This window comes from Polaribacter sp. BM10 (assembly GCF_002005425.1).
GTDB classification, from domain to species: Bacteria; Bacteroidota; Bacteroidia; order Flavobacteriales; family Flavobacteriaceae; genus Polaribacter; species Polaribacter marinaquae.
In genome coordinates, this window is sequence record NZ_CP019704.1 from 253137 (window position 1) to 279284 (window position 26148).

A 26148-nucleotide genomic window follows, 5' to 3' on the forward strand; every position below is an offset into this window, starting at 1 on the left:
CTTAAAAACTGACAGTTTGACTTTAAAAATAAAGTAGAAAATAGTTGAAAATCAAGTAAGTAAAAAGGGCTAATAAATTATTAATAAATGTTGATAACTCTATCGAATTCATAAGTCTTAAACCTTTGTAAATAGTAATAGAAATAGTATCTTGCCTTGTTTTAAAAAAAGGAATAATTATTAATAGAAAATATATATGGCAGACGGAGAAAAGTTAATTCCGATTAACATTGAAGAGCAGATGAAATCTGCATACATCGATTACTCGATGTCAGTTATTGTTTCAAGAGCATTACCAGATGTAAGAGATGGTTTAAAACCAGTGCATAGAAGGGTTTTGTATGGTATGCATGAACTAGGAATTAAAGCAACAGGAGCTTATAAGAAATCAGCAAGAATTGTTGGAGAAGTATTAGGTAAATATCACCCACACGGTGATACATCTGTATATGATTCTATGGTGAGAATGGCGCAAGATTGGAGTGTGCGTTATATGATGGTAGATGGGCAAGGTAACTTTGGTTCTGTTGATGGAGATTCTCCGGCAGCAATGCGTTATACAGAGGTTAGAATGCAAAAAATATCAGAAGAAATGTTAGCTGATATTGAAAAAGACACTGTAGATCATCAATTAAATTTTGATGATACTTTACAAGAACCTACTGTTTTACCAACGCGTATTCCTAATTTATTAGTAAACGGTGCTTCTGGTATTGCTGTAGGTATGGCAACAAATATGGCGCCACACAATTTAACAGAAGTAATTAACGGTACTGTAGCTTATATTGATAATAGAGATATCGAGATAGACGAGTTAATGCAGCATATTACTGCACCAGATTTTCCTACAGGTGGTATCATTTATGGTTATGATGGTGTAAGAGACGCTTTTCATACAGGTAGAGGTCGTATAGTAATGCGTGCTAAAGCTGTTATAGAAGAAGTAAAAGGACGTGAATGTATTATTGTTACCGAGATTCCTTATCAGGTTAACAAAGCAGACATGATCAAGAAAACTGCTGATTTAGTAAACGAAAAGAAATTAGAAGGTATTGCTAATATTCGTGACGAATCAGATAGAAATGGTATGCGAATTGTTTATGTTTTAAAACGTGATGCCATTCCTAACATCGTCTTAAATAAATTATTTAAATACACACAGCTTCAAACTTCTTTTAGTGTAAACAATATTGCATTGGTAAAAGGAAGACCAGAGCAACTAAATTTAAAGCAATTAATACATTATTTTGTAGAGCACAGGCATGAAGTAATTGTACGTAGAACAGAGTTTTTACTTAAAAAAGCAGAGGCTAGAGCACATATTTTAGAAGGATTAATAATTGCTTCGGATAATATTGACGAAGTAATAAAAATTATTAGAGCATCTAGTAATGCAGACCAAGCTAGAGAAAGTTTAATTGAAAGATTTGAATTGACAGAGATTCAAGCTAAGGCAATTGTAGAAATGCGATTACGTCAATTAACAGGTCTAGAGCAAGATAAGTTACGTGCAGAGTATGATGAAATCATGTTGACTATTACAGATTTAAAAGATATTCTTGCAAACGAACCAAGACGTTATCAGATAATTAAAGACGAGCTTCTTTTAATAAAAGATAAATATGGTGATGAGCGTAGATCTATCATCGAGTATGCTGGAGGAGATATGAAAATTGAAGACATGATACCTAATACAAAGGTTGTTGTTACAATTTCTAATGCTGGTTATTTAAAAAGAACAAATTTAGAAGAATATAAAGTTCAGAATAGAGGAGGTAGAGGTCAAAAAGGAGCAACTACAAGAAATGAAGATTTCTTAGAACATTTATTTGTAGGTACAAACCACCAATATATGATGTTCTTTACTCAAAAAGGTAAAGTCTTTTGGATGCGTGTTTATGAGATTCCAGAAGGTGGTAAAAACACAAAAGGTAGAGCGATGCAAAACCTTATTAATATCGAACAAGACGATAAGGTTAAAGCGTTCTTAGTTACTCAAGATTTAAAAGACGAAGAGTATATTAATAGCCATTATGTCATAATGGCAACGAAAAAAGGTCAGGTTAAGAAAACTTCATTAGAACAATATTCTAGACCAAGAACTAATGGTATTAATGCAATTACTATTAAAGAAGGTGATGAGCTATTAGAAGCTAAATTAACTACTGGAGATAGCCAAGTTATGTTAGCATTAAAATCTGGAAAGTCAATCCGTTTTGAAGAAGCTAAAACTCGTCCGATGGGAAGAACAGCTTCTGGTGTAAGAGGTATTACACTTCAACATGAAAATGATGAAGTAGTAGGCATGGTTGCTGTAAACGATATGGAAAGTAATATATTAGTTGTTTCTGAAAAAGGATACGGAAAGCGTTCTAAATTAGATGACTACAGAGTTACAAATAGAGGAGGTAAAGGTGTTAAAACTTTAAATATTTCAGAAAAAACAGGAGATTTAGTTGCAATCAAAAACGTAGACGATTCTAACGATTTAATGATTATTAATAAATCTGGTTTAACCATAAGAATGGCTGTAGAAGATTTAAGAGTTATGGGACGTGCAACGCAAGGTGTTCGTTTAATTAATATTAAAGATTCTGATAGCATTGCAGCAGTTGCTAAAGTTGCTCATGATGAAGAAGTAGACGAAGAAGAAAATGCCGAAGAAATAAAAAATGGCACGGAAATTGAAAATGATTCAAGTGAAAATCAAGAATAATTATAAATTTAATATCAGTAAAATGAAAAAACAAATATTAGCGTTAACTGTAGGTTTCTTATCAATGGCTTCTTTTGCGCAAAAAAGCGAATTGAAAACAGCTGAAAAAGCAATTAAGAAACAAGATTATACTACAGCTTTGTCAGCTATAGCTCCTTTAGCATCTATGGAAGCAACAATGGAAGCTAAATATAAAGCAAAATATTATTATTTAAATGGTCAAGCATTGGCTGGTAAAAATGATTATAAAGGTGCTGCAGATGCATTTAATGCTTTATTTAAATATGAAAAAGAAATTGGTAAGCAGAGATATACAAAAGAAGCGCAACCAATGTTAAATGAATTAATTCAAAAAGCATCTAATTTAGCTATTAAACAATATAATAGTAAAGATTATAAGCAAGCAACAGGTAACTTCTATTTAACATATCTTTTAAGTCCTAAAGACACAAGTTTTTTATATAATGCAGCAATTAGTGCTTCATTATCAAAAGACTATGATGTTTCTTTAAAGCATTACAGAGAGTTAAAAGAAATAGGTTATACAGGTATCACAACTCAATACTTAGCAACAAACAAAAAAACGGGAGCTGTAGAAAACTTAGGAACTAAAACTAATAGAGATACTATGGTTAAGTTAGGTCAATATTCTAACCCTACAGTAAAAGTTTCTGATTCTAAGCAAGCTGAGATTGTTAAAAATATAGGATATATTTTAGTGAATCAAGGTAAGACAGATGAAGCTATTGTAGCTTTACAAGAAGCTAGAAAAGCAAATCCGAAAGATGTTAATTTAATTTTAAACGAAGCGCAATTATACATTAAATTAGAAAAAATGGATAAGTTTGGAGCTTTAATGGAAGAAGCTGTAAAGTTAGACCCAACAAACCCAACGTTATTTTTTAATTTAGGTGTTGTTAATGCTAATCAAAACAAAAGTGAAGAAGCAATTAAATATTATGAAAAAGCAATCGAGTTAAAACCAGATTACGGAGATGCTTACATGAATTTAGCTGTAGCAATATTAAGTGGAGAAAAAGCAATTGTTGATGAAATGAATGAAAATTTATCTAACTTTAAGAAGTACGATGAGTTACAAGAAAAGCAAAAAGTATTATACAGAAAAGCATTACCTTATTTAGTAAAAGCAGATAATATTGAAAGATCTGAAGGTACTGTTAAAACTTTATTGAATATCTATGATACTTTAGAAATGACTACTGAAGCAGATGCTTTAAGACCAATTTATAAAGAAATGAGAGGTCAGTAATAGATCTTAAGATTGATAAAAAAAATCCGAAACTTTAAAGTTTCGGATTTTTTTATATCATTTTTTTAATAACTCTTAGCTTGTGTGTATGCTTTTGTAAATCAGCATTAAAAATACCACTATGATCTAAGGTATCTATTCTAACCTTACCATGAGCATGAATAATGTTATAGTCATTTAAAACAATTCCAACATGTATAATTTCACCTTCTTCATTATCAAAAAAAGCTAAATCACCAGGTTCGCTTTCTTCTATAAAACTTAATACTTCACCTTGTTTAGCTTGTTCTTTAGCATCTCTAGGTAATTTATATCCAGAAAGTTTGTAAACCATTTGTGTAAAACCAGAACAATCTATCCCAAACGGTGTTTTTCCTCCCCACAAATAAGGACTATTTAGATAGGTAAATGCAATCTTTAAGATTTCTGGCTTAGATAGTTTTTTATCAAAAACAGTGTTCTCATATTTATAGTTATAAGAACCTAATCTTAAGTTTCCAATACTAAATTTAGGTAATTGAGAACCAATTGCAATAGTTGTTAAATCATTATTTTCTGATGTAACAAAATCTAAAATTTCTCCAGAAAAAGTTAAGCTAGCATGCTCTATAGAATTATAAAAGTGTTCTGTAATTTCTAGGTATTGTTTATTGTCTATATAACCTTCAAAATTATCGAAACTAATACGAATTTTACTCCAGTTTTTAGTCTTTTCAATAATTTGAAAATGTTCACCAAAAAGAAGTTGACTAATCATTTCAGATTTGTCAGATTCTTCTGCCCTTACGGGTACAATACTTAAATTACAGATGCCATATAGCATAAATTGCTTGTTATTTATTTAAGATTATAATCTTTCAATTACCATAGCACTGGCACCACCACCACCATTACAAATAGCTGCAGCACCAATTTTTGCATCATTTTGCTTTAAAATAGAAGTTAATGCAATTACAATTCTTGCACCAGAAACACCTAAAGGATGTCCTAATGAAACTGCACCACCGTTAACATTTACATTTTTATCAGAAATATTTAAAATTTTCATGTTAGCTAAACCAACAATAGAAAAAGCTTCGTTTAATTCAAAATAATCTACATCATCAATAGAAATATTTGCTTTAGCTAATGCTTTTGGTAGCGCTTTTGCAGGTGCAGTTGTAAACCATTTTGGCTCATGTGCAGCATCTGCATAACTTTTTATTTTTGCAAGCGGTGTAATGTTTAGTTCTTTTGCTTTTTCTGCAGACATTAATACTAATGCAGCTCCACCGTCATTAATAGTAGAAGCATTTGCGGCAGTTACAGTTCCTTCTTTTGTAAAAGCAGGTCTTAAAGCAGGAATTTTTTCCATTTTAACGTTCTTGTATTCTTCGTCTTCAGAAAAGATTACAGGTTCTCCACGTCTTTGAGGAATTTCAACAGGCACAATTTCATCAGAAAATTTACCTTCGCTCCATGCTTTTGCAGAACGCTCGTAAGATTGTATTGCAAATGTATCTTGGTCTTCTCTAGAGAAATCATATTCAGTTGCACATTCATCAGCACAAACTCCCATGGCTACTTTGCCATATGCATCTACCAAACCATCTTTTTGCATTCCGTCTTCCATAGTTATTGGCCCGAATTTAGAACCTTTTCTGGCGTGTTGGTAATGCGGAATAGAACTCATATTTTCCATACCACCAGCAACAACAACATCTGCATCACCTAAAGCAATTGTTTGAGCAGCTAACATAATAGATTTCATACCAGAAGCACAAACTTTATTAACAGTTGTACAAGGTACAGATTCTGGTATACCAGCGTAAATGGCTGCCTGTCTTGCAGGTGCTTGTCCTAAACCTGCAGAAACAACATTACCCATAAAAACTTCTTCTACCAATTCTGGCGATAAGTTTATTTTATTTAAAGCGCCTTTAATTGCAACAGCACCTAATTTTGTTGCAGGTACAGAAGATAAACTTCCCATAAAGCTACCAATTGGTGTTCTGGCTACAGATACAATTACTACTTCTTTCATATGATAATTTGAGTTTATTTTAATATAAGATTGTCTGCTAAATTAATCTTTTTTAATCAATTTGTAAAGGTTTGTTTCTCTTGAATTTCTAACCTTAATTTTTTTACTGTAAGTTTGTATTTATAAGAAAATAAGCATGAGTAATTTTGTAAATAAACTTTATCAAAACAACACCATAATTTTTAAGGTAATATTGTTTTTAGTGACCACGATAGCTATTGTGTATTTGTTTCCAAAAGGAGGTCAGTTTAAATATGATTTTAGTAACGGGCAATTATGGAGGTATGATAATTTGTATGCTCCTTTTGATTTTGCAATTCAGAAGTCTGAAGAGGAGATTAAAATAGAGAAAAAGCAAATAGACGCAAATGCTAAATTGTATTTTATTGTTGATAAAACAATAGAGAATCAAGTAAAGTCTTCCTTTAAAAATAAAGTAAATAGTTTAAGTAATATTGATACTTTATCAGCAGAAAAAACAAAATTATTAAAGAATTTAGGGTTAAAGGTTATTGATGAAATCTATAAAACAGGCTTTTTAGAAGTAGTTAGCCAAGATAGAGTTTCTAATAAAGATGAATTAGTTGCTCTTAGAAATAAGAATGAAGTAAAAGATGTTCCTTTTAAAAATTTGTACAATTCTAATAAAGTCTTAAAATCGATAACAAATGGTTTAGATACTGATTTAAATGAATCTTTAAGAAGTCAAATTTTTACAATTTTATCAGAAATTATAAAACCAAATGTAACTTATGACGCCATTTATACAGATAAAGTTATTGATAACGAAACTAAAAATATTTCTTACACAAAAGGAAAAGTTTCTGCAGGTGAGTTAATTATTTTAAAAGGTGATTTGGTAGAAGGGAAGAAATTAGCAATTTTAAATTCTCTTAAAAGTGAATCTGAATCTAATGTATGGACAGAATCTAATTATAATTGGATTATTTTTGGATACACCATCCTAGTTGCTTTAGCGTTGTTAATGCTATTGCTTTTTTTACAAAGAAATAGAATTGAAATATTTAATAACAACAACAAAGTAACATTTATTTTCTTCAATGTTTTTTCAATGATATTTATACAAACATTGGTAATAAATTATAATTCAGATTATTTATATGTTGTTCCTTTAAGTATTTTACCTATTATTTTAAAAGCTTTTTTTGATGCAAGGTTGGGTTTATTTACACATGTACTAACCGTACTTTTATTGGGGTATGTTGTACCCAATAGTTTCGAATTTATTTATCTACATATAATTGCTGGTATTGTTACTATTTTAAGTGTATCAGAACTTTATAAAAGGGCAAATTTATTTATTTCGGTTGCACAAATAACAGGAATTTATATGATTACTTACTTTGCTTTTTCAATTATAAAAGAAGGAAATGCATCGCAGATTAATTTAGATTATTTTATGCTTTTTGCCGTAAACGGATTGTTATCTTTTTTAGCAATTATTTTAATTTATATTTATGAAAAAGTTTTTGGTTTGGTTTCTGATGTAACTCTTTTAGAGCTTTCTAATACAAACTCAAAATTATTAAGAGAGCTAAATGAAAAAGCTCCAGGAACTTTTCAGCACTCAATGCAAGTTGCTAATTTAGCAGAAGCTGCAGCAAATGAAATTGGTGCAAACTCGATGTTGGTTAGAACCGGTGCGCTGTATCATGATGTAGGTAAAATGGCAAATCCTATGTATTTCATAGAAAATCAAACTACAGGTGTAAATCCTCATCATGAATTATCACCAAGAGATAGTGCAAAAATAATTACAGATCATGTTATTAAAGGAGTTGAAATAGCAAAGAAATACAATTTACCAGATCGAATTATCGATTTTATAAGAACACACCACGGTACAAGCACTACTTATTATTTCTTAATGAAGGAAAGAGAATTGAATCCGGATACTGAGGTTGATGTTAAAAAATTTCAATATCAGGGGCCAAATCCGTTCTCAAAAGAAACAGCAATATTAATGATGTGTGATGCAGCAGAAGCAGCTTCTAAGAGCTTAAAAACACCTACAGCGCAATCTATCAGTGATTTAATAGATAAAATCATCGAAAAACAGATGTCAGACAATCAATTTTTAAATTCAGACATTACTTTTAAAGAAATTGAAATTATAAAAAAAGTGATAAAGAAAAAATTGCTAAACATCTATCACTTAAGGGTTGAGTATCCTGATTAAAAAAAAAGATAAAAAAAAGTAGCAAACAACTTGTAAAATTGTAAATCTAGTATTACATTTGCACTCGCAATTTTAAACAACTGCGGATAAGTTCTAAAACAGGAGAGGTGCCAGAGTGGTAATGGAGCAGATTGCTAATCTGTCGACGGGTAACTGTCGCCAGGGTTCGAGTCCCTGTCTCTCCGCAATTTTTGTTTAATTCTCGGGGTGTAGCGTAGCCCGGTCATCGCGCCTCGTTTGGGACGAGGAGGTCGCAGGTTCGAATCCTGCCACCCCGACACTGTTTTCGTAGAAACATAAAAACTACGGGCTCTTAGCTCAGCTGGATAGAGCACCTCCCTTCTAAGGAGGCGGTCGAAGGTTCGAATCCTTCAGGGCTCACTTAAACCATCACAGAAATGTGATGGTTTTTTGTTTATATAAAGTATTTTTAATCTCAATTTTTCTAATTATTTAGAAATCAATAAATAATATTTTAAGGTAATTTTATTTATCAACAATCTACTTTTATAATTGATAATTGCTTCTTAAATAGTATATATTCGCCCTCTAATTTCTTCAAAGAGCTAATCTGTATTAAGTAAATGAATAACGTTAAAAACTGGTTGCATTATTATAAAAATAGTTTAATAGATAGCGAGAATTTAGCCGTTGATATTTCTAGAATAAAAAATATTTTTCATCAAAATTATTGTGACTTAGGCGCAGGTACAATCAACCCTAATAACGCGACTGATATGTTAGATTTTGAAGAAAAAAGAATCAATCGGTTAAAAGGAATTGCCAATAAAGAGCATGTAAATTGGTACACAATTTTCGATACGGAAATAATTATAGCACCTTTTCAGTTAGATGTAATTTCAGCAGACCAAAATTTTAAGCAAAAATCTATTTATCCTTTTTGGATAACCGCAAGAGTAAATAGAGCAGGTCAATTATCAGCACCAAAAGAAATTTTTCCGCTATTTGTTCGTGATTATTTAGATCCTAAAGCAGATATTGGAAACGATTTTATTTTTTCATCCACAGAAACAATTGCAGAAGCTAGAGAAATAGAAAAGCCAGAAGTTGAAGATGAGGTTTTGCCTTGGGATGTTTATTGGGAATATGTAAATATGATTTTTTCTGAAGTGACTTACAATGCAATTGCGAGTTATCATGCAGAAGGATTTACAACAAATCATAAAGCGACTTATTTTGCAAGAAGTTCTAAGATTTCTGCTGCAAAAAGTATCTTATTTTTATATGAAAACTTATTAAGTGAAACAGAAGAACTGCCCTTAATTTCTAAATTAATAGACCCTAATTTAAAGCAGAAAAGAGAACCGATAACAGATGCTGGTTTTTTAAATTATAATCATTTACATTTAGGTCAAATGTCTAATGAGTTTCCGCTTTCTATAAGTCAGAGAAAAACTTTATTATCATATTTTACAGCAGAAGAAAATGCAATTACTGCTGTAAATGGTCCGCCTGGTACCGGAAAAACAACACTTTTACAAAGTTTGGTTGCTACAGAAGTTGTTAGAGCAGCTATAGAAGGAGATGGTGCACCAGTTATTTTGGCATGTTCAACAAATAACCAAGCGGTTACAAATATTATAGATAGTTTTATAAATTCTAAGAGTACTTTAGGTGATTTGGCAGAAAGATGGATTCCTGGTTTTAACGGGTATGCCACTTATTTACCTTCGAATTCTAAAAGTGAAAAAAAACTTAAAGATATAAATTACCTTAAAGGCAATATGTTTGGCAATGAAGGTACTCTATGTGATCTAGAAAATGAAAAGTATATAGAAGATGCAAAACATTTTTATTTTAGTAAATATACCGAGTACTTTAATAGAGAATTAGATTCGTTAGAAGATGCTTGCCTTCAACTTCAAGAAGAAATAACTATTTTACAAGATAATTTAATTGACGGAGTTCGTATTTCTCAAGATTATTTGAAATCCATTAAAAGTGTAAATAATCTTTTACTTAATAAGAAAGATCATATTCAGAAAAATACTATTCAAATTTCTAATTTACAGAAATGGAGAACGATACTAAATACACTTAAATCTTCTTCGGATGAGCGTAATTTTTTAGAAGAAGTACAGCAATACTTTGAAGTAGATTCTAAAAATGAAAACTCAGATAAAATTTTTAAAATTGATGAAGAAGTTTTAAAAAATTCTGATGCTACATTGATATTTATCAAAAAATGTATTGCAGATATAAATCTAGCTTTATCATCCAACTTAAAATTAAAAAACTGGAAATTTAAAAATAGTATTACCGGTTACCCATTTGTCTCTGAAGAACAAATGTGGGAGTTTGAGTATGAAAAAATGGAATCTGAAGATAAAAGTCATCGTTTTTTTTATGATGAAATTGACTTAAATATTCGTCATAAAGCTTTTTTATTAGCAACACATTATTGGGAAGCAAGATGGATTTTAGAAACCGAAGATGTTTTACTTAATGAAACAGAAAAAGGAACAGGAGAAAGAGTAGTAGCTGCAAAATGGAAAAGAAGAGCAATGTTAACTCCTTGTTTTGTTGCAACTTTATATATGGCGCCTTCACACTTTTTATTTAGTCAGTTTCAAGGTGAAAACGAAAACGGAAAAGCTGTTTTTGAATATTTACCATTGTTTAATTTTCTAGATTTATTAATTATTGATGAAGCCGGACAAGTAACTCCAGAGGTAAGTATTCCTATTTTTTCGTTGGCAAAAAAAGCAATTGTAGTAGGAGATTTAAAACAAATAGAACCGATTTGGTCTATACCTCCAAAAATTGATTCTGGTAATTTGTTAAATCAGCATATTGTCTCTAGTCAAGATGATTATAATTATTTAAAAGAAATTGGTTTTCTGGCATCTAATGGTAGTATCATGAAAATGGCTCAAAATGCATGTGAATATGAAACACCGCTAATTACAAAGAAAGAAAACGGATTGTTATTATTAGAACATAGAAGATGTAATGATGAAATTATTGATTTTTGTAATGAATTAGCTTATGATGGTATTCTTAAACCAATGAAAGGAAAAGCAAGTAAAGATCAAATTTTTCCTTCTATGATGGCATATCATATAGAAGGTTTAAGTGAAAGAAAATTTAGTAGTCGTCATAATAAAAATGAAGTAAAATCTATTATTATGTGGCTAAACAGACATAAGGCTGATATTCAAAAAGCATATAATGTAGAATCCATAGAAAAAGTTTTAGGAATTATTACACCTTTTGCTAGTCAAAAAACCGAATTATCTAAAGCGTTAATAGATTCTGGTTTTAAAGTAAACGATATAAAATTAGGTACAGTGCATGCATTGCAAGGTGCAGAGCGAAGTATAGTTTTATTTAGTTCTGTTTACAGTATAGAAGATGAAGGTGTGTTATTTTTTGATAGAGACAATAAACCCAATATGCTTAATGTTGCAGTTTCTCGAGCTAAAGATAGCTTTATATTGTTTGGTGATACAAGAATATTTGATGAATCAAAAGATAGGCCTTCTGGAGTCTTAAAAAAACACTTAAATATAGAAGTGTTGCCAAGTTAAATATTATGTATAAAAATGAGTAACCATAAAAAATGGTTACTCAAATTACGTTAACAAACGTACTTAAACTTACTTTTGGGGGAGTAATTATCTTCTTGTTACTGTAGCAAATACTTTTAAAGTATCTTTCTTTACAATAACAGCATTATCTAAAGTTAACTTAATTACATGTTCTGGGTTAGATACCTGAAAAATGTAACTATACTGTCTAAATGATGTTATGTGGTAATTTGGGAATTCTTTTGCAACTACAGCTTTATTAGATTCATAATGTTCTATTTCTGTCTTTGCTGGTTGACAACTGGCAAGCATTAAACTTGCAAATAATGTTGTTAAAAAAACTTTTTTCATCTTAAAATAATTTTTATAAAATTGAATAAAAACTATTATTTACAATCAGAAACTAATTTTTAGAGGTTGATACTTTAGTTATTCTGGAACTATAAAATAATAGAACAAAAATACTTGTAAAGTTAGGGTGCTTTATTTTGTATTATAATTTCGATTGATGTAAATAAATACATAAATCTATAAAATAATTATAAGCTTAATTTAGGGAGTTCAATTGCTTAGAATTGATATTGCAAATGTACAAAAAATTATTTCATATTTAGAAAAGAAAAATCAAAATTTAATCCAAAATTTAAAAACGGATTGCTCAATTCGCCTCCTTTAGCTTTTACATAACCAACAGCACTTCTTAAGCTTACTTTATTAGTTAGTTGATAATTAAGTCCTAAACTTGGTTTTATAATCAATCCTTCGCCTGTGCTAATGTTTCCGCCACCAGCAGCACCAGCTAAAATTTGTGTGAAAATTGTGGTGCTTTTATTAAAAAATTTACCAGATTTAAGACCTAATCCAACAATTCCTTCTGCATAAGCACCTGCATTACCAAAGTTAGCAAATGAAGTTTGACCTGCTACATATAAATTTTTAGAAAGATCAAAGTTAACTTGTAAGGATATTTGGTGCATATCTTCTGTATCTAATTCCATACGTTCTGCATCTAAATACCAATCTTGCTTTACAATAAGTTGTATTCCTTTAAATTTACCTTCTTTAAAGTTTTTATAGCTTGATTGTGTCCCATTTCTATCTACATAATATTTTAGACCAAATCCGTAAGTAGAAGTTGTAAAAAATTCTGTGTTTGGTGTAAATAAATATCCTTTATTTAATGCTAAGTAAGTATTATCAAATAATTTCTGTTCAATAGAAATATCTGGTGAAATCATAAACCCACCATCAGAATTAACGCCACCGCCACCACCGGCGCCAATTGCAAGTTTGGTTAATATGTTTGTTCTATTTTTATTAAAAGAGAAATTGTAACCAGCTCCTAATAAAACATCCATATATCCAGCTCTAATTCCGCTGTAAGCCCCATCTAGCTTTAAAAAAGCAAACCAATTCTCTGTAATGTAATTTGCAAATTCAAAACCTGCTAATCGAATTGTTTTGCCTTCAATAACTCCTCCTGCATAATTTTTGGCTTTAAAAGCTTTTAAATTATTAAAATGTATTGTTAGAGATGATTTTTTAGTAGGATTATTCCAAGATGAATTTTCTAAATCTTGAATTGAAAATTTTTCATCAATAACATTATAATCAGAATAATTAAAGTTTACCGGGATTTCTACTGCAAAATTTAATTGACTTCCGTTAATTTTTCCATCATCAAAAAAGTTCACATAACTGTAACCAGCATTTAAGTTGAAATGATCAAATTTATAGCCTAAATTAAAGTGGGGTAAAATAAAGGCACCACCACCATCTGCCGCAGCTGCTCCACCGCCACCACCAAAATGAAAACCGGTATCTATAAATAATTTTTCGGTTAAAAATTTCTTGTATCCAGCATTAACACCAAGTGTAAAAAAACCACCTCTTCTACCAGTTACAGCACCATAAATACCTAAACCTGCATACAAATCATCATTTAAAAATAAATTATAATGTATTCCTGAAAACCCCATATTTGGCTCATTAGGAATTTCTAGTTGTGGCATTTCAATAGATAAAAAATCTACTTTTAAAAATCCGTTTTGCACTTTTTTTTCTGGAACTAAATTAGTTTGAGAAGTAAGAATTTGAGTGCAAAAAATGGTAGCTAAAATTAATAAATAGTTTTTCACAAGTTTAATTTTAAAATTTTTATCTTTTTTCAACTGTAATAATAACTGTTTTTGATGTTGGTGTGTTACTTTTTCTAGCCACACTTTTTATTGGTACAAGCACATTTGCTTCTGGAAAGTAAGTTGCTGTACATTGCTTGGGTATATCGTATTTTACAACTAAGAATCCTTTTGCAATTCTTTTTTCATTGTTAAAATGACTCACCAAATCTACTAAATCTAATTGATTTAAATTGTTTTCTTTCATGTCTTCTTCATTCATAAAAACAATTCTTCTTTCGTTTAAAACTCCTCTATATCTATCATTTAAGCCATAGATAGTTGTGTTATATTGATCGTGAGTTCTAATTGTCATCATTATAAATTCATTTTTATTTAAATTTAAATCAGATGGTTGATTTAGTGTAAAATTTGCTTTTCCTGTGGCAGTAGGAGAGAAGTTGTTATCTCTAGCATTGTTTGGTAAATAAAAGCCGCCTTTAATTCTTGCTTTTTCATTATAGTTATTAAAACCAGGAATTGTTGCTTCAATTTTATTTCTGATTAAATCATAATTAGAAGCAAGTTTGGTCCAATTCACATTCGAATTAACTAAAGTAGCAGTTGCCATACCTGCAACAATTGCAGTTTCACTTAGTAAAAAAGGAGAGTGAGGTTTTAAATGACCTTTAGATTGGTGCACAACTCCCATAGAATTTTCTACGGTTATAAATTGTTCTCCATTTGCAGTAATATCTTTTTCTGAGCGCCCTAAACACGGTAAAATTAATGCTTGTTTACCGTGAATTAAATGACTTCTATTTAGTTTTGTAGAAATATGAACTGTAAGATTGCAGTTTCTTAATGCATCTGCTGTGTATTCTGTATCTGGAGTTGCAGATACAAAATTACCACCCATTCCAATAAAAACCTTAGCTTTACCGTTATGCATAGCTTCTATAGAGTTTACAACGTCATAACCATGTTTTCTAGAAGCTTTAAATGAAAACTCTTTTTCTAAATTATCGATAAACGAATCTGGCATTTTTTCCCAAATACCCATAGTTCTATCTCCTTGAACATTAGAATGACCACGAACGGGGCAAGTTCCGGCACCTTTTTTACCAATACTTCCTTTTAACAGGAGAATATTTACCAATTCTCTAATATTATCAACCGCATTTTTATGCTGAGTTAAGCCCATTGCCCAACAAATAATGATGTTTTCATTATTAATTATTAATTCGGTAGCTTTTTTAATTTCTTCTAGGGTTAAACCTGTTTGAGGTAATAATTCTTCAATAGAAAAAGTATCAAGATCATTTAAAAGAGCATCTAAACCTTCGGTTTTACTATTTATAAATTCATGATTAAAAACAGAATTAGGCGATGCTAATTCTCTTTCTTTCATTAATTTTAAAATAATTTTAAGTAATGCAACGTCACCGTTTATTTTTACTTGTAAAAATAAATCGGTTAAATCTTGACCAGAACCAACCCATTTTAATGGATTCTGTGGATCTTTATAATTTAATAAGCCAACTTCTGGTAACGGATTTACAGTAATTATTTTTCCGCCATTATTTTTAGTTTCTCCTAATGCGGTTAACATTCTTGGATGATTGGTTCCTGGGTTTTGCCCCATAACTATAACTAAATCAGCATGATTAAAATCGTCTAAAGTAACAGATCCTTTACCAATTCCTAACGTTTCTGAAAGTGCACTACCACTAGATTCATGACACATATTAGAACAATCTGGTAAATTATTAGTACCGTAATGTCTAACAAACAATTGATATAAATATGCTGCCTCGTTACTTGTTCTTCCAGAGGTGTAAAAAATTGCCTCGTCTGGAGATTGTAAAGCATTTAATTCTTGTCCAATTATAGAAAAAGCGTTTTCCCAAGAAATTTCTTCGTAATTATCTTTTCCTTCTGGCAAATACATGGGTTGCGTAATTCGTCCGCTTTTTCCAATTTCATAATCAGATAATTTAGAAAGTTCGTTAACAGAATGGGTTGCAAAAAATAGCGGCGAAACTTTATCTTTGGTAGCTTCTTCGGCAACAGCCTTTGCACCGTTTTCACAATATTCTGCTAAAAAAGCTCTTTTAGCATCTGGATCTGGCCATGCGCAACCAGGGCAATCAAAACCATCTTTTTGATTTAAATTTTTTAATAAACCAATACCTTTTACCAAACCAACTTCTTCTGTAACATGTTTTAATGCAGATGTAATTGCTTTAAAACCAACCGCAGAATCTGGAATGTCTTTTAACTTAATTCCGGTAAGTTTTTCTGGTGGTTGTGCGTTTGTGTTTTTAGACATAAGTTTCGTTATTTTGAATGTATGATGGATTTGCGTAAATTGTCATTTTGTTTTCTCTAGTAAAACCTATTAAGCAGATGCCAAATTCTTTAGCAAAATCTACAGCTAAAGAAGAACAAGCAGAAACTGCAATAATTACAGGTATTTTAGCGATAAAGGCTTTCGAAACGATTTCATAAGAAACTCTACCACTTACTAATAAATAATTTGCAGCTTTTAAATTATTATTGATTAATAAATCGCCAACAATTTTATCTACTGCATTGTGCCTACCAATATCTTCTTTAATAGACAATAAATTATTTTTTTTATCAAAAATTGCAGCTGCATGACTACCTCCAGTATCTTTAAAAGTGTTTTGTAAAGCGCTCATTTTAACAAACATTTTATGAATGTTGTTTGCTGAAAGAAGATTTTTATTTGATAATTTTTTTCCAGAAATTTCTAAGTCTTTTAATTCTTGTTTTCCGCAAATTCCGCAAGAAGAAACAGACAATAAAGTGCGTTTGTTTAAATAGCCTTTTCCTAAGTTTTCTTTGCTGATGTTTACATTTATAATTGCAGGAATATTCTGTGTAGTTTTTATGATTTCGAACTCAAGAGCACTACTTTTTTTATAAATATCTTCAGCGTAAAGTAAACCTCTAATAAGTTCAAAATCGTTATCAGGCGTTCGCATTACAACAGTATATGCATCATTATTAATATTTATCTGTAAAGGAGCTTCTACAACTAAATTATCTTCAATAGAAGATTGATTTGAGTCTGTAATTTTTAATCCTTGGTAAATAAATGTTTGCATAAGCCGTAAAGTTAACCTTTAAACGTAAAAAAATAAAGAAAATAGTGTAGTTAATTTAAGAGGTAACTAGGTGATTATGCTTTGGAGCAAACAATACAAATTAAGTTGTTTTTATAATCTGTTGTTAAAAAAAGATATGTATTTCCTCCATCTTTAATTTTAGTTTCTTTTCTTATCTGAGTTACTGTTTTAGGGAAATTTCTAGTCGTAATATTCGCTTTATTATCTAACAAGATTTTTTTAATCTTTTTCTTATCGTAATTTAAAATATGTTCAATTTTAAAAGTTCGACCCGGAAAATCTATTTTATTTTCTGATGTATATAAATGCGAGTGTTGCTGAAGTTTAAAAACGTTTAACTGATCTGTAATTTGATGGAATCCGCCAGATTTTAGAATCGCAGCATTTGGCTCGTACAAATAAGCAAGTGGTTCAGAATAATTAGAAATTGATTCTTCTTTATATTTAAAACTGAAATTTTCTATTTTTTGTTTCCCAATATTTTTGGTAATGATTTTGATAGAATTATTATACTCTTTTTCTAAAATGAATAGTAACTCTTTAACTTCGTTATGAACTGCTATTACATGAATTTCTTTGACAAATTTAAGTTCGTTAATAGCACTTGTAATGTCTAAAATTGGTGAATTTTTAATTAAGATTATACTCGATTTAGAAAACAAAAAATCTATGTTTTCTGGCACATTTGGTAAACAATCTTTTAATAAAAAAACTTTTCCTTTTGCATCGTTTCTTCTAGAAGGATCTATATAAATACAATCGAAATTAAGATCAGTATTTTTTAAGAAATCCAATCCGTTTCCAGAAAAAGTTGCAATATTCTTTTTTTCTAATTGCTTATAATTATGATTTACAATTGCAGATAAATCAGTATCAATTTCACAATGTGTAACTGCTTTGAAGTTTTCAGAAAAATAGTAACAATCTACACCAAAACCACCGGTAATATCGATAATAGTATTTCCTTTTACAAGATTTGCCTTGTATTTTGCTGTAATTTCAGAAGAAGTTTGTTCGATACTTAATTTTGCAGGATAATAAATCTTATCTGCAGTAAACCAAGTAGGTAGTTTTTGTTCAGATTTTTGTTTCGCTACAATTTGATTTGCCAGTTCTTGTACAGTAATATCTTTAAAAGGGCTTCCTTTTAAAATCAACTTGGTAATATCAGCTTTTAAATTATCTAAAATAAATTGCTGAACTTCTGTACGTAAAATGGCTAAATTCAAAAGAAATTACAAGTCTTTGGTTAATGATTTTACAATTTTATTATCAGATAAAAACTCTTTTAAAATAACTTTTAAAGCAGTATAGCAAGGTACCGCAGTTATCATACCAAGAACTCCAAAAAGTAAGCCTCCAATAATAATTACTAAAAATATTTCTAAAGGATGAGATTTAGTTGTTTTCGAAAAAATTAATGGTTGACTTGCAAAATTGTCTATTAATTGTGCAATTAAATACCCAAACATTACATACATTGTTGTTGGTAAAATTTCTTCTTGAAAGTTTAAACCAATATTACTTGTCATCGATAAAATAAACATTAAAACAGCACCAATCATTGGCCCAACATAAGGTATTAAGTTTAACAATGCACATAGAAAAGCAATAACAACAGCATTGGTAATACCAAAAATTAATAAAATTAATGTGTATAAAATAAATAGAATTGTAATTTGAATTAACAAACCAATAAAATATCTAGAAAGCAAATTATTAATAGTTTCTAAAGATTTAGAAAATCTTGTTTCTGTACCGTTAGGTATAATTACAAGTACTCCTTTTTTTAATATTTGACTGTCTTTCATAAAAAAGAAAGAAATAAATAATACAGAAAATAAGCCAACACTTAAAGAACCAACAGCACCCAAAACAGAGTTTAAAAGGTTTGGTATTTCTTTAAATTGAGATAAAAAATCTACATTTTTTAATTCGCTTAAAACATCAATACCTTTAGATGAAAAGTACGAAGTTATTTGATTAAAAATTTCTTGAATATTGTTCTGCAATTCATTTACTTCTAATAACGATAGGCTTTTACCTTGTTCTGCAACTAAAGGTATAAACATAACTATTAAGCCTGTTAAGAAACCAAGCATTAATATCATTGTAAAAACAACAGCAAGTGTATTAGGGAATTTTAATTTTCTTCGTAATGTAATTATAAGTGGTCTAGCAATTAAAGAAAGTACACTTGCAATAATAATATATACAATTACAGACTGAATAGCGTACAAGAAATAACCAAGTAAAACTATACCAATTATTATAGCTAAAGCTCTTAAAATACCGTTTGCAATTGTTTTAGAAGTCATTAATTATAAGCTTTTACAGTTCCCATACTTAAATTATTACCATTAGCAAAAGTATGATTAGTCGGCAGCATTGTACCACTTTCTGTTGTAATCCAATCTTGCCAAGTTGCTGGTACTTCTACCATTTTCATGCTAGCAACATTCATTTTGTAGCTAATTGGTACATAGTTTTCATCCAATATCCAAAGATAAGAATCTCCTGGTGTTGTTCCGCCAGAAGTATATTTTACTAAAAGTGCATCTTTATCATTTACTTTTTTAATCGTTCTAATGGTACCATCATCAAAAAGTTTGTGAGGTGCAACCAACCAAAAAGAATCGTTATTAAAAATATCCCAAGCACGTTTTACAATTTTTTTATCAGCAATGTCTTGCTTAACATTATTGTAAAAAACGGTGCTTTTTTCTTTTGCTTGCGGATGTAAGTTTACACGGATTGTATCCCAAGAAACATCTGCAATATGATTTTCTTTGTCCCATTTAAAATGCCTTCTTCCGCCAAAACTCCATTCTATAAAGCGTGTTTTTTTATAGTTTTCATGCTTTATTGCTTTTAATATTTTGTGTGCTAACTCATTTGCTTTTTTATTGTAAGCTTTTACGTTATTCATTGGTATTTCTAGTCCAAAAATCGAAAGTTTATGTTTGGTAGGTAACTTTATGCCAGATTTGGTATTTTTCCAATCAGACCAAGTAGCCGATACTCCGCCAAGAGGAATTATAGATGTCCACATTTTATAAGAAATTGGCATATTATTATCATCTAAAATCCATAAATAAGAATCTCCTGGAGTAGAACCGCCGGTTTTGTAAGTAATTAAAAGTGCATCTTTATCGTTATAATTTACAAGACGTCTTTCTGTACCGCTGTCAAAAACTTTGTAAGGTGCAATTAACCAAAAAGAATCGTTGTTAAAGTAGCTTTCTGCCTGCTTAATTAAGTCGTCATTTTTAGTAAGTTTATCATTTATATAAACTTCAGAATCTGATGGATTTTTAGTTTTTAAAAGAACTTTATTTTCATTCCAAGAAACTTCAACTAAATTTTCTTGTTTGTGCCAAACATAAAAATGTTCGTTTCTAAAATTCCATTCTATAATCTCTGTAGTGTCAAAAGCGTCTTTATTTAAGGCTGTTAACATTTTAGTTGCCAAAGCATCTGCTTTTTTCCCCTTTTCGCCTTTTGGTAATTTTTCGTTATTAACAAAGTAATAAATACCTAAAAATAGGATAAAAATTAAAAATATAAAACCTAGAATTTTGAAAAATTTCTTCATGAATATTAGATAAATTAGACTGTAAATTTATCAATTTTAAATAAGTTATGATTTGTTTTCTTTAGAATAATCTAAAATAGATTTTTAATGACAGAAAATTTTTCTAAACTTTTTAGGTAATTCTTTTGAAATAGTAATTTTTTCTTTGGTAAACGGATGTATAAAATCTAAAGTTGCTGCGTGTAAAAACAAACCTTTTCCGTTTAGAATTTTGTTTTCTAAAAAATAATCTTTGTCTCCTAAAATAGGATTTTTTAAAGAAAATAAATGCTTACGTAATTGGTGTTTTCTGCCTGTTTCTGGCTGTAGTTTTACTAAATTTAAAAAATTGAAACGTTTAGAAATTACAGATTCTAAAACTTCATAATTTGTAAAAGCTTCTTTGTTGTCTATTGGTTTGTCTATGTAGCCTTTAGCGTTCATTTTACCAATTGTTACAGCAAAATATGTTTTTCTGATGTTCTTTTCTTTAAACAATTTACTTAGTTCAATAATAGATAAACTTGTTTTTCCAATTAATAACAATCCACTAGTTGGGTAATCTAATCTGTGAATTGGTTGCGGTTTTACTGCATCTGCAAGCGAACTTTTAATAAGGTTTTGCGATAAAGCATTTGCAATAGTTACAAATTTGTTACCGCTAACTAAAATACCTGCAGGTTTATAAATAATAGCTAAATAGTCATCTTCAAACAAAACTTCTAAATCTAGTTTTAATCTTTCAAAAGTTGAAGTGTTTTCAGATTCATAAAGATCTATTTTTTCTCCTCCCGAAATATATATTCCAGTTGTGGCTATTTTATCATCAATAAAAATATATCCTTTTTTAATAGCTTTTTTAATTCCTGATTTTGTTGGTATAGCATTAAATATTCCGACGCTGTATTCTTGAAAACGAATCGGTTTCTCTATTTTTTTTACAAAATGGGTTTCTAGTAAATTCAATACATAAAAGTTTTTATAAAATAATAATTCCCACAAAAGTGGGAATTATTTTAATCATTTTAATTGTCTTTTTGATATCCTTTTGGTCTCTTAGATCGAATAGGTGCTTTTGGTTCTGGTTTTAAAATAAACTCATTGTCTTTTAATAAACGTAAAGCTTCTGTTACTGCTCTTTCTAATTGAGGATCTTTACCAGATAAAACCTCTTTGGGAGTTTGATGAACTTCGATATCTGGCGCTACACCTTCTGCTTCTACAGCCCAATTACCATCAACATCGTAAAATCCACCTCTTGGTGCAACCATTCTTCCGCCGTCAATAAATTGTGGAGTATCCCAAGTACCAACCAAACCACCCCAAGTTCTTGTGCCAACTAATGGCCCTAGGTTTTTTTCTTTAAACATATATGGTAATAAATCTCCACCAGAACCCGCTCTTTCATTAATAATCATCACTTTTGGTCCCCAAATTCCTGCCATCGGAGTTGTCCAAGGTTTTCTGCTCTCAGTTTTACTGTTAAAATAACCAACAACTTCTCTAGACATAATATCTATCATATAATCTGCAGCAGATCCACCACCATTATTTCTTTCGTCAATTACAACTCCTTTTTTGTCTTGTTGAGAAAAATAATATCTATTAAAAGATGTAAAACCAGGATTACTAGTGTTTGGTACATAAACGTAAGCTAATTTTCCGTTAGATAATTCATCAACTTTTCTACGATTACTTTCTACCCAATCTATATTTCTTAAACCTCTCTCGCTTGCTGTTGGTGTAATTAAAATTGATCTAGCATCTTTTAGAGAAGGTTTGTTATTTACTTTGATATAAATTTCTCTGCCCGCAGTTTGTTCTAATAATTTATAAGGATTCATATCCGAAGTTAATTCTACACCATTTATTGCAACTAAATAATCACCTTTATTTACATTGATACCAGGTAATCCTAAAGGAGCAAAAATATTCGGATTCCAACGTTCGCCTTTATAAATTTTCTTAAATTGATAAAAACCTCGATTCTTTTCTAAATCTGCACCCAATAAACCAACACCAACTCTGTTAATATTTGGGAAATCTCCGCCAGAAACATAAGAATGTCCAATAGCAACTTCACCGCTCATAATATCTACAACATAATTTAAATCAGATCTATGTTTTACATCATTTATCCACGGAGAATACCATTTGTATATATCATTCCAAGGAGCTCCATGAACATTATCTACGTAAAGAAAATCTCTCATGTAACGCCATCCTTCTTTAAAAATTTGATGTGCTTCTGCTTTTGGGTCAATTTTTATTTTTAAATTGGTATTTAAGTTTTCTTTACCTGCTTTTGCTGCATTAGCTTTGTTGATGCTCCAGTTACTTCCTTTAGATAATAAAATAGAATTTGCATTGCTAGATGCAGTCATAGAAGAAACACCAGTAGCAAAAGTTGTTGCTTTTTCTTTGGTAACATCATAACTATGTAATGTTAAACCTCTAGAGTTTGGGATAGATTCAGCAACAAAAACTTTATTTTTTGGCCCTTTTAATAAACCAACATAATTTCTAGCAGGTAAATTTAAAGCGACAGCTCTATCAAAAATTCCATTTTCATCAATTATAGTTTTCTGAATATTATCTTTTTTGTTTTCTTTCTTAATAGAATCATCAGGTTTTGATTTTGAAGCTTCTTCTTCATCAGTTTTTGGAAGATTAGGAGCTTTATCCGCAGAATTTAAAACAATTGTGTATAACGTTCTTGTAACACTAGGGTCGTAAGAAGACATGTCTAACCAACCCGTTTGTAAACCGTAATTTGTGCTTGCCAAAGTGTAAATATATTTACCAGAAGCATCCCAAACAGGTGTAATTGCATCTGCAATTTTATCTGTAATTTGAACCGTTTTTTTAGTGCTTAATTGATAAGCATAGACAGATTTAAAGCTGTTGTCATTTTGTTTTGCATACACAATCCAATCGCTATCAGGAGAAAATTTAGGATTCATGGTTCTATTAGGATGCGCAAAACCATCTGCATCTGCTTTTACAATTTTCTTAGTGTCTAAATTGATAATCCAAATTACAAAATTGGTGTCTGTATACGCTATAAATTTTCCATTTGGAGACCAATCTGGTTGAAAATAAAAAGTAGGGTTTGGTAATTTTATAAACTCTTGATTATTTCCGTTTTGATTTGCTAACACCAATTCATATTCACCATTTTTATCAGAAAACCAAGCAACTTTATTTCCTTTTGGCGACCAAATAGGAGAACGGTCTGCAACACCAGAAGAGTTGGTTAAATTTCGCCAAGTACCATTTTCTTTTGGTATTGTAAAAATTTCTCCTCGATATTCAAAAATGGCTCTTTTACCTTTTGGCGAAACATTAGGATTGGTTAAATTTCTACCAGAAACATCCATCCATCTTGTTCTAGAGTAATTTAAATCCCCTTTAACGTTTATTACAATTTGATTGGTTTCTTTAGTTTCTGGATTTAAAAAATGTAAAAAACCACCTTGTTCGTAAACAATTCCATTATTATTGGCATCAATATTTTTTACATCGAATTTTTTATGAAATGTAACTTGTGTTTCTTGCTTAGTTTTAATGTTGTAAGACCAAATGTTTGCAGTATAATCTCTTTCTGAAATGTAATAAACATCACCATTATACCAAACAGGATTTACGTGCCTTTCGCTATCTAATTGTGGTGTTTTTATTAATTCTTTAGTTTTTAAATTTACAATCCAAATTGGCATTGCTTGTCCACCTCTATAATTTCTCCATTCTGCATCCCAACTTGTAATTGGTGTGTAGGCAATGTATTTATTGTCTTCTGATATTTCACCATAAGCAGCTCTCGGAATATCGAAGGCTTCTGGCAAACCACCATCCATAGAAATTGTATAAAACTTGCTAGTTTGCGTTGGCCTACTTTCTCTGTTAGATCTAAATAAGATTTTTCCGTCGGGCGTCCATCCTTGCACATTATCTGAAGCAGAATGATATGTTAATCTTTTGGGTTCGCCACCGTTAATAGAAACAACATAAACATCAGTATTACCATCATATTGTGCAGTAAAAGCAACCCATTGTCCGTCTTTAGAAAATTTCGGACTAGATTCAGAACCTTCATCACTAGTAAGTCGAACGGCATTACCACCATTTAAAGAGACCTTCCATAAATCTGCAGCATGTACAAAAACAACTTGATTGTTACTTAAAGTAGGTTGCCTTAATAATCGTGTGCCTTGCGAAAAACTTGTGTAACTAAGAATTACAAAAAAAAGAAGTGTAATTTTTTTCATGAGAATAAAGTTTGATTGAATCATTAAAGATACAGAAAATCAAACTTAAATAAATCATAAAAAAAACGAACTTACTTCGCAAATAACTGGCTCATGTCTTTAAATGCTTTAAATTCTAGAGCATTTTTTTCTGGATCTTGAAAAAACATAGTTGCTTGTTCACCTACTTCGCCTTTAAAACGGATACAAGGCTCAATAATAAATTTAGTGTTGTGTTTTTTTAATCTTTCTGATAAACTTTGCCAATCTTCCCAAGATAATACGACTCCGAAATGTGGAACAGGAACATCGTGACCATCTACAGGATTAGAAATTCTTTCTGGGTTAAAGCCATCTTTTTGATGAATAACTAATTGATGTCCGAAGAAATTAAAATCTACCCAATTTTCTGTACTTCGACCTTCTTCACAATTTAAAATTTCTCTATAAAAAGTTCTGCATTTTTCTAAGTTTTGAACAGGAATTGCTAAATGGAATGGTTGAATCATTTTTTTAATTTTGATTAGTTAATGTATTAAGACCGTATTCGTTTAAATATGTTTCTATGTCTGATATATGGAATGTATACGAATAATTACCTAAGTCATCTAACGCTCTCATTGCATGATTAGAGCATCTGTCAGATTCTAAAATTATCGAATCTTTTTTAATTTTAAAGTCGATATAATCTAAGGTTTTAAAAGGTAGTCTAGTTAAACAATCTTTATAAAGCCTTATTGATTCATTAATTATTTTTTTGTCTTCGATGGTTACTTCTTCATTTTCTAATTGAAGAATATAATCTTCTATTTTCTTTCTTTTCTTAACGGATAAAATTTTAATTAAATCGTCTTTTCCTTTTGATGTTAAAATTGTATTTAAAGTTAATTCGTTACCGTTTTGTAGGTTGTAGTTATAAGAGGTATTAAACTCTTCGCAATAGATACCACAACCTTCGGAATAAAAAGTTACAGAATAGAGGTTTTGGTTTAAAGTGTTTATTTTATAGTTTAAGAAAGAAAGTCTAGACATTGGTTTATTTTCCGTAGCCCAAATATTTTCAAAAATACTTTTATACTTATCGTTTAAATTAATATCTAAAAGTTCGTTTGCAATTTCTCTATTAATTTTGTTTGCAATTTCTTCTGATCCGTTTAGAAGTGGGAATTCATAAATAAGAGTTGGATACTTAGGGCTAGACTCTTTAATATTTGTTATATAAAATTCATTTTTTTTACAATTTGTAAAAAAAAGAGCCATTATAAAAAGTAATAAAAATTTCTGCATACTTAATT

17 protein-coding genes and 3 tRNA genes are annotated in these 26148 nt (G+C 30.1%); 7 read left to right on the top strand and 13 right to left on the bottom strand.

Annotated features, from left to right (window positions below; translation table 11 throughout):
• The first annotated feature begins 196 nt into the window (after positions 1-196).
• Both gyrA and BXQ17_RS01100 read left to right on the top strand, forming a co-directional pair.
• A complete protein-coding gene (gene gyrA, locus BXQ17_RS01095; RefSeq protein ID WP_077808855.1) occupies positions 197-2716 on the top strand; it encodes a DNA gyrase subunit A in 2520 nt (839 codons plus the stop codon).
• Between the two features lie 22 nt (positions 2717-2738).
• Positions 2739-3986, top strand: a complete 1248-nt coding sequence (locus tag BXQ17_RS01100; protein WP_077811324.1) for a tetratricopeptide repeat protein — start codon at positions 2739-2741, stop codon at positions 3984-3986.
• A 52-nt stretch (positions 3987-4038) separates the two neighbouring features.
• Here BXQ17_RS01100 and BXQ17_RS01105 read toward each other — a convergent pair whose 3' ends face one another.
• Together BXQ17_RS01105 and BXQ17_RS01110 are read right to left on the bottom strand one after the other, a co-directional pair.
• A complete protein-coding gene (locus tag BXQ17_RS01105) occupies positions 4039-4809 on the bottom strand; it encodes a C40 family peptidase (RefSeq protein WP_077808856.1) in 771 nt (256 codons plus the stop codon).
• A 24-nt stretch (positions 4810-4833) separates the two neighbouring features.
• Positions 4834-6009 (bottom strand): acetyl-CoA C-acyltransferase, encoded by a 1176-nt coding sequence (locus tag BXQ17_RS01110; RefSeq protein ID WP_077808857.1) that lies wholly within the window; start codon positions 6007-6009, stop codon positions 4834-4836.
• 136 nt (positions 6010-6145) lie between these two features.
• On the opposite strand from BXQ17_RS01110, the gene BXQ17_RS01115 reads away from it, so the two are divergent.
• The 5 genes from BXQ17_RS01115 (at position 6146) to BXQ17_RS01135 (ending at position 11760) form a co-directional block, all read left to right on the top strand.
• Positions 6146-8209 (top strand): HD family phosphohydrolase, encoded by a 2064-nt coding sequence (locus BXQ17_RS01115; RefSeq protein WP_077808858.1) that lies wholly within the window; start codon positions 6146-6148, stop codon positions 8207-8209.
• Between the two features lie 101 nt (positions 8210-8310).
• Positions 8311-8394: transfer RNA gene (locus BXQ17_RS01120), tRNA-Ser, on the top strand.
• Between the two features lie 18 nt (positions 8395-8412).
• Positions 8413-8487: transfer RNA gene (locus tag BXQ17_RS01125), tRNA-Pro, on the top strand.
• A gap of 29 nt (positions 8488-8516) precedes the next feature.
• Positions 8517-8590 (top strand) — tRNA-Arg (locus BXQ17_RS01130).
• Positions 8591-8793: 203 nt separating this feature from the next.
• Positions 8794-11760: an ATP-binding protein gene (locus tag BXQ17_RS01135; RefSeq protein ID WP_077808859.1), complete on the top strand. Its 2967-nt coding sequence runs from the start codon at positions 8794-8796 to the stop codon at positions 11758-11760.
• A gap of 87 nt (positions 11761-11847) precedes the next feature.
• Here BXQ17_RS01135 and BXQ17_RS01140 read toward each other — a convergent pair whose 3' ends face one another.
• The 11 genes from BXQ17_RS01140 to BXQ17_RS01190 all read right to left on the bottom strand — a co-directional run bounded on the left by BXQ17_RS01140 (position 11848) and on the right by BXQ17_RS01190 (position 26140).
• On the bottom strand, positions 11848-12111 hold the full coding sequence (locus tag BXQ17_RS01140; RefSeq protein WP_077808860.1) for a hypothetical protein: 264 nt from the start codon (positions 12109-12111) through the stop codon (positions 11848-11850).
• Between the two features lie 248 nt (positions 12112-12359).
• Complete coding sequence (locus tag BXQ17_RS01145) at positions 12360-13898, bottom strand: hypothetical protein (protein ID WP_077811325.1); 1539 nt, start codon at positions 13896-13898, stop codon at positions 12360-12362.
• A 19-nt stretch (positions 13899-13917) separates the two neighbouring features.
• Entirely contained in the window at positions 13918-16209 is a 2292-nt protein-coding gene (locus BXQ17_RS01150) for an FdhF/YdeP family oxidoreductase (RefSeq protein ID WP_077808861.1), read from the bottom strand.
• Positions 16202-17011, bottom strand: coding sequence for a formate dehydrogenase accessory sulfurtransferase FdhD (gene fdhD, locus BXQ17_RS01155; RefSeq protein WP_077808862.1), 810 nt, complete (start codon positions 17009-17011; stop codon positions 16202-16204). Before fdhD ends, BXQ17_RS01150 begins: the two co-directional genes overlap by 8 nt.
• 74 nt (positions 17012-17085) lie before the next feature.
• Entirely contained in the window at positions 17086-18261 is a 1176-nt protein-coding gene (locus BXQ17_RS01160) for an SAM-dependent methyltransferase (protein WP_077808863.1), read from the bottom strand.
• Between the two features lie 6 nt (positions 18262-18267).
• Positions 18268-19350, bottom strand: a complete 1083-nt coding sequence (locus tag BXQ17_RS01165) for an AI-2E family transporter (RefSeq protein WP_077808864.1) — start codon at positions 19348-19350, stop codon at positions 18268-18270.
• A complete protein-coding gene (locus BXQ17_RS01170; protein ID WP_077808865.1) occupies positions 19350-20627 on the bottom strand; it encodes a hypothetical protein in 1278 nt (425 codons plus the stop codon). The genes BXQ17_RS01165 and BXQ17_RS01170 overlap by 1 nt, the downstream gene beginning before the upstream one ends.
• An 84-nt stretch (positions 20628-20711) precedes the next feature.
• A complete protein-coding gene (locus tag BXQ17_RS01175; RefSeq protein ID WP_077808866.1) occupies positions 20712-21572 on the bottom strand; it encodes an RluA family pseudouridine synthase in 861 nt (286 codons plus the stop codon).
• A gap of 59 nt (positions 21573-21631) precedes the next feature.
• On the bottom strand, positions 21632-24874 hold the full coding sequence (locus BXQ17_RS01180) for a S41 family peptidase (RefSeq protein ID WP_077808867.1): 3243 nt from the start codon (positions 24872-24874) through the stop codon (positions 21632-21634).
• Positions 24875-24945: 71 nt separating this feature from the next.
• The gene (locus tag BXQ17_RS01185; protein WP_077808868.1) at positions 24946-25362 is read right to left on the bottom strand and encodes a VOC family protein; all 417 of its coding nucleotides are present in this window, start codon (positions 25360-25362) and stop codon (positions 24946-24948) included.
• A gap of 4 nt (positions 25363-25366) precedes the next feature.
• A complete protein-coding gene (locus BXQ17_RS01190) occupies positions 25367-26140 on the bottom strand; it encodes a hypothetical protein (protein WP_149025841.1) in 774 nt (257 codons plus the stop codon).
• Between the last annotated feature and the right edge of the window lie 8 nt (positions 26141-26148).

Excerpts from the sequence above, each read along its gene's own strand:
- BXQ17_RS01100 (WP_077811324.1), top strand. The coding sequence starts at position 2,739 with ATGAAAAAACAAATATTAGCGTTAACTGTAGGTTTCTTATCAATGGCT.
- BXQ17_RS01150 (WP_077808861.1), bottom strand. The coding sequence starts at position 16,209 with ATGTCTAAAAACACAAACGCACAACCACCAGAAAAACTTACCGGAATT.
- BXQ17_RS01140 (WP_077808860.1), bottom strand. The coding sequence starts at position 12,111 with ATGAAAAAAGTTTTTTTAACAACATTATTTGCAAGTTTAATGCTTGCC.
- gyrA (WP_077808855.1), top strand. The coding sequence starts at position 197 with ATGGCAGACGGAGAAAAGTTAATTCCGATTAACATTGAAGAGCAGATG.
- BXQ17_RS01190 (WP_149025841.1), bottom strand. The coding sequence starts at position 26,140 with ATGCAGAAATTTTTATTACTTTTTATAATGGCTCTTTTTTTTACAAAT.
- BXQ17_RS01135 (WP_077808859.1), top strand. The coding sequence starts at position 8,794 with ATGAATAACGTTAAAAACTGGTTGCATTATTATAAAAATAGTTTAATA.
- BXQ17_RS01165 (WP_077808864.1), bottom strand. The coding sequence starts at position 19,350 with ATGACTTCTAAAACAATTGCAAACGGTATTTTAAGAGCTTTAGCTATA.
- BXQ17_RS01105 (WP_077808856.1), bottom strand. The coding sequence starts at position 4,809 with ATGCTATATGGCATCTGTAATTTAAGTATTGTACCCGTAAGGGCAGAA.
- fdhD (WP_077808862.1), bottom strand. The coding sequence starts at position 17,011 with ATGCAAACATTTATTTACCAAGGATTAAAAATTACAGACTCAAATCAA.
- BXQ17_RS01180 (WP_077808867.1), bottom strand. The coding sequence starts at position 24,874 with ATGAAAAAAATTACACTTCTTTTTTTTGTAATTCTTAGTTACACAAGT.
- BXQ17_RS01115 (WP_077808858.1), top strand. The coding sequence starts at position 6,146 with ATGAGTAATTTTGTAAATAAACTTTATCAAAACAACACCATAATTTTT.
- BXQ17_RS01110 (WP_077808857.1), bottom strand. The coding sequence starts at position 6,009 with ATGAAAGAAGTAGTAATTGTATCTGTAGCCAGAACACCAATTGGTAGC.
- BXQ17_RS01185 (WP_077808868.1), bottom strand. The coding sequence starts at position 25,362 with ATGATTCAACCATTCCATTTAGCAATTCCTGTTCAAAACTTAGAAAAA.
- BXQ17_RS01170 (WP_077808865.1), bottom strand. The coding sequence starts at position 20,627 with ATGAAGAAATTTTTCAAAATTCTAGGTTTTATATTTTTAATTTTTATC.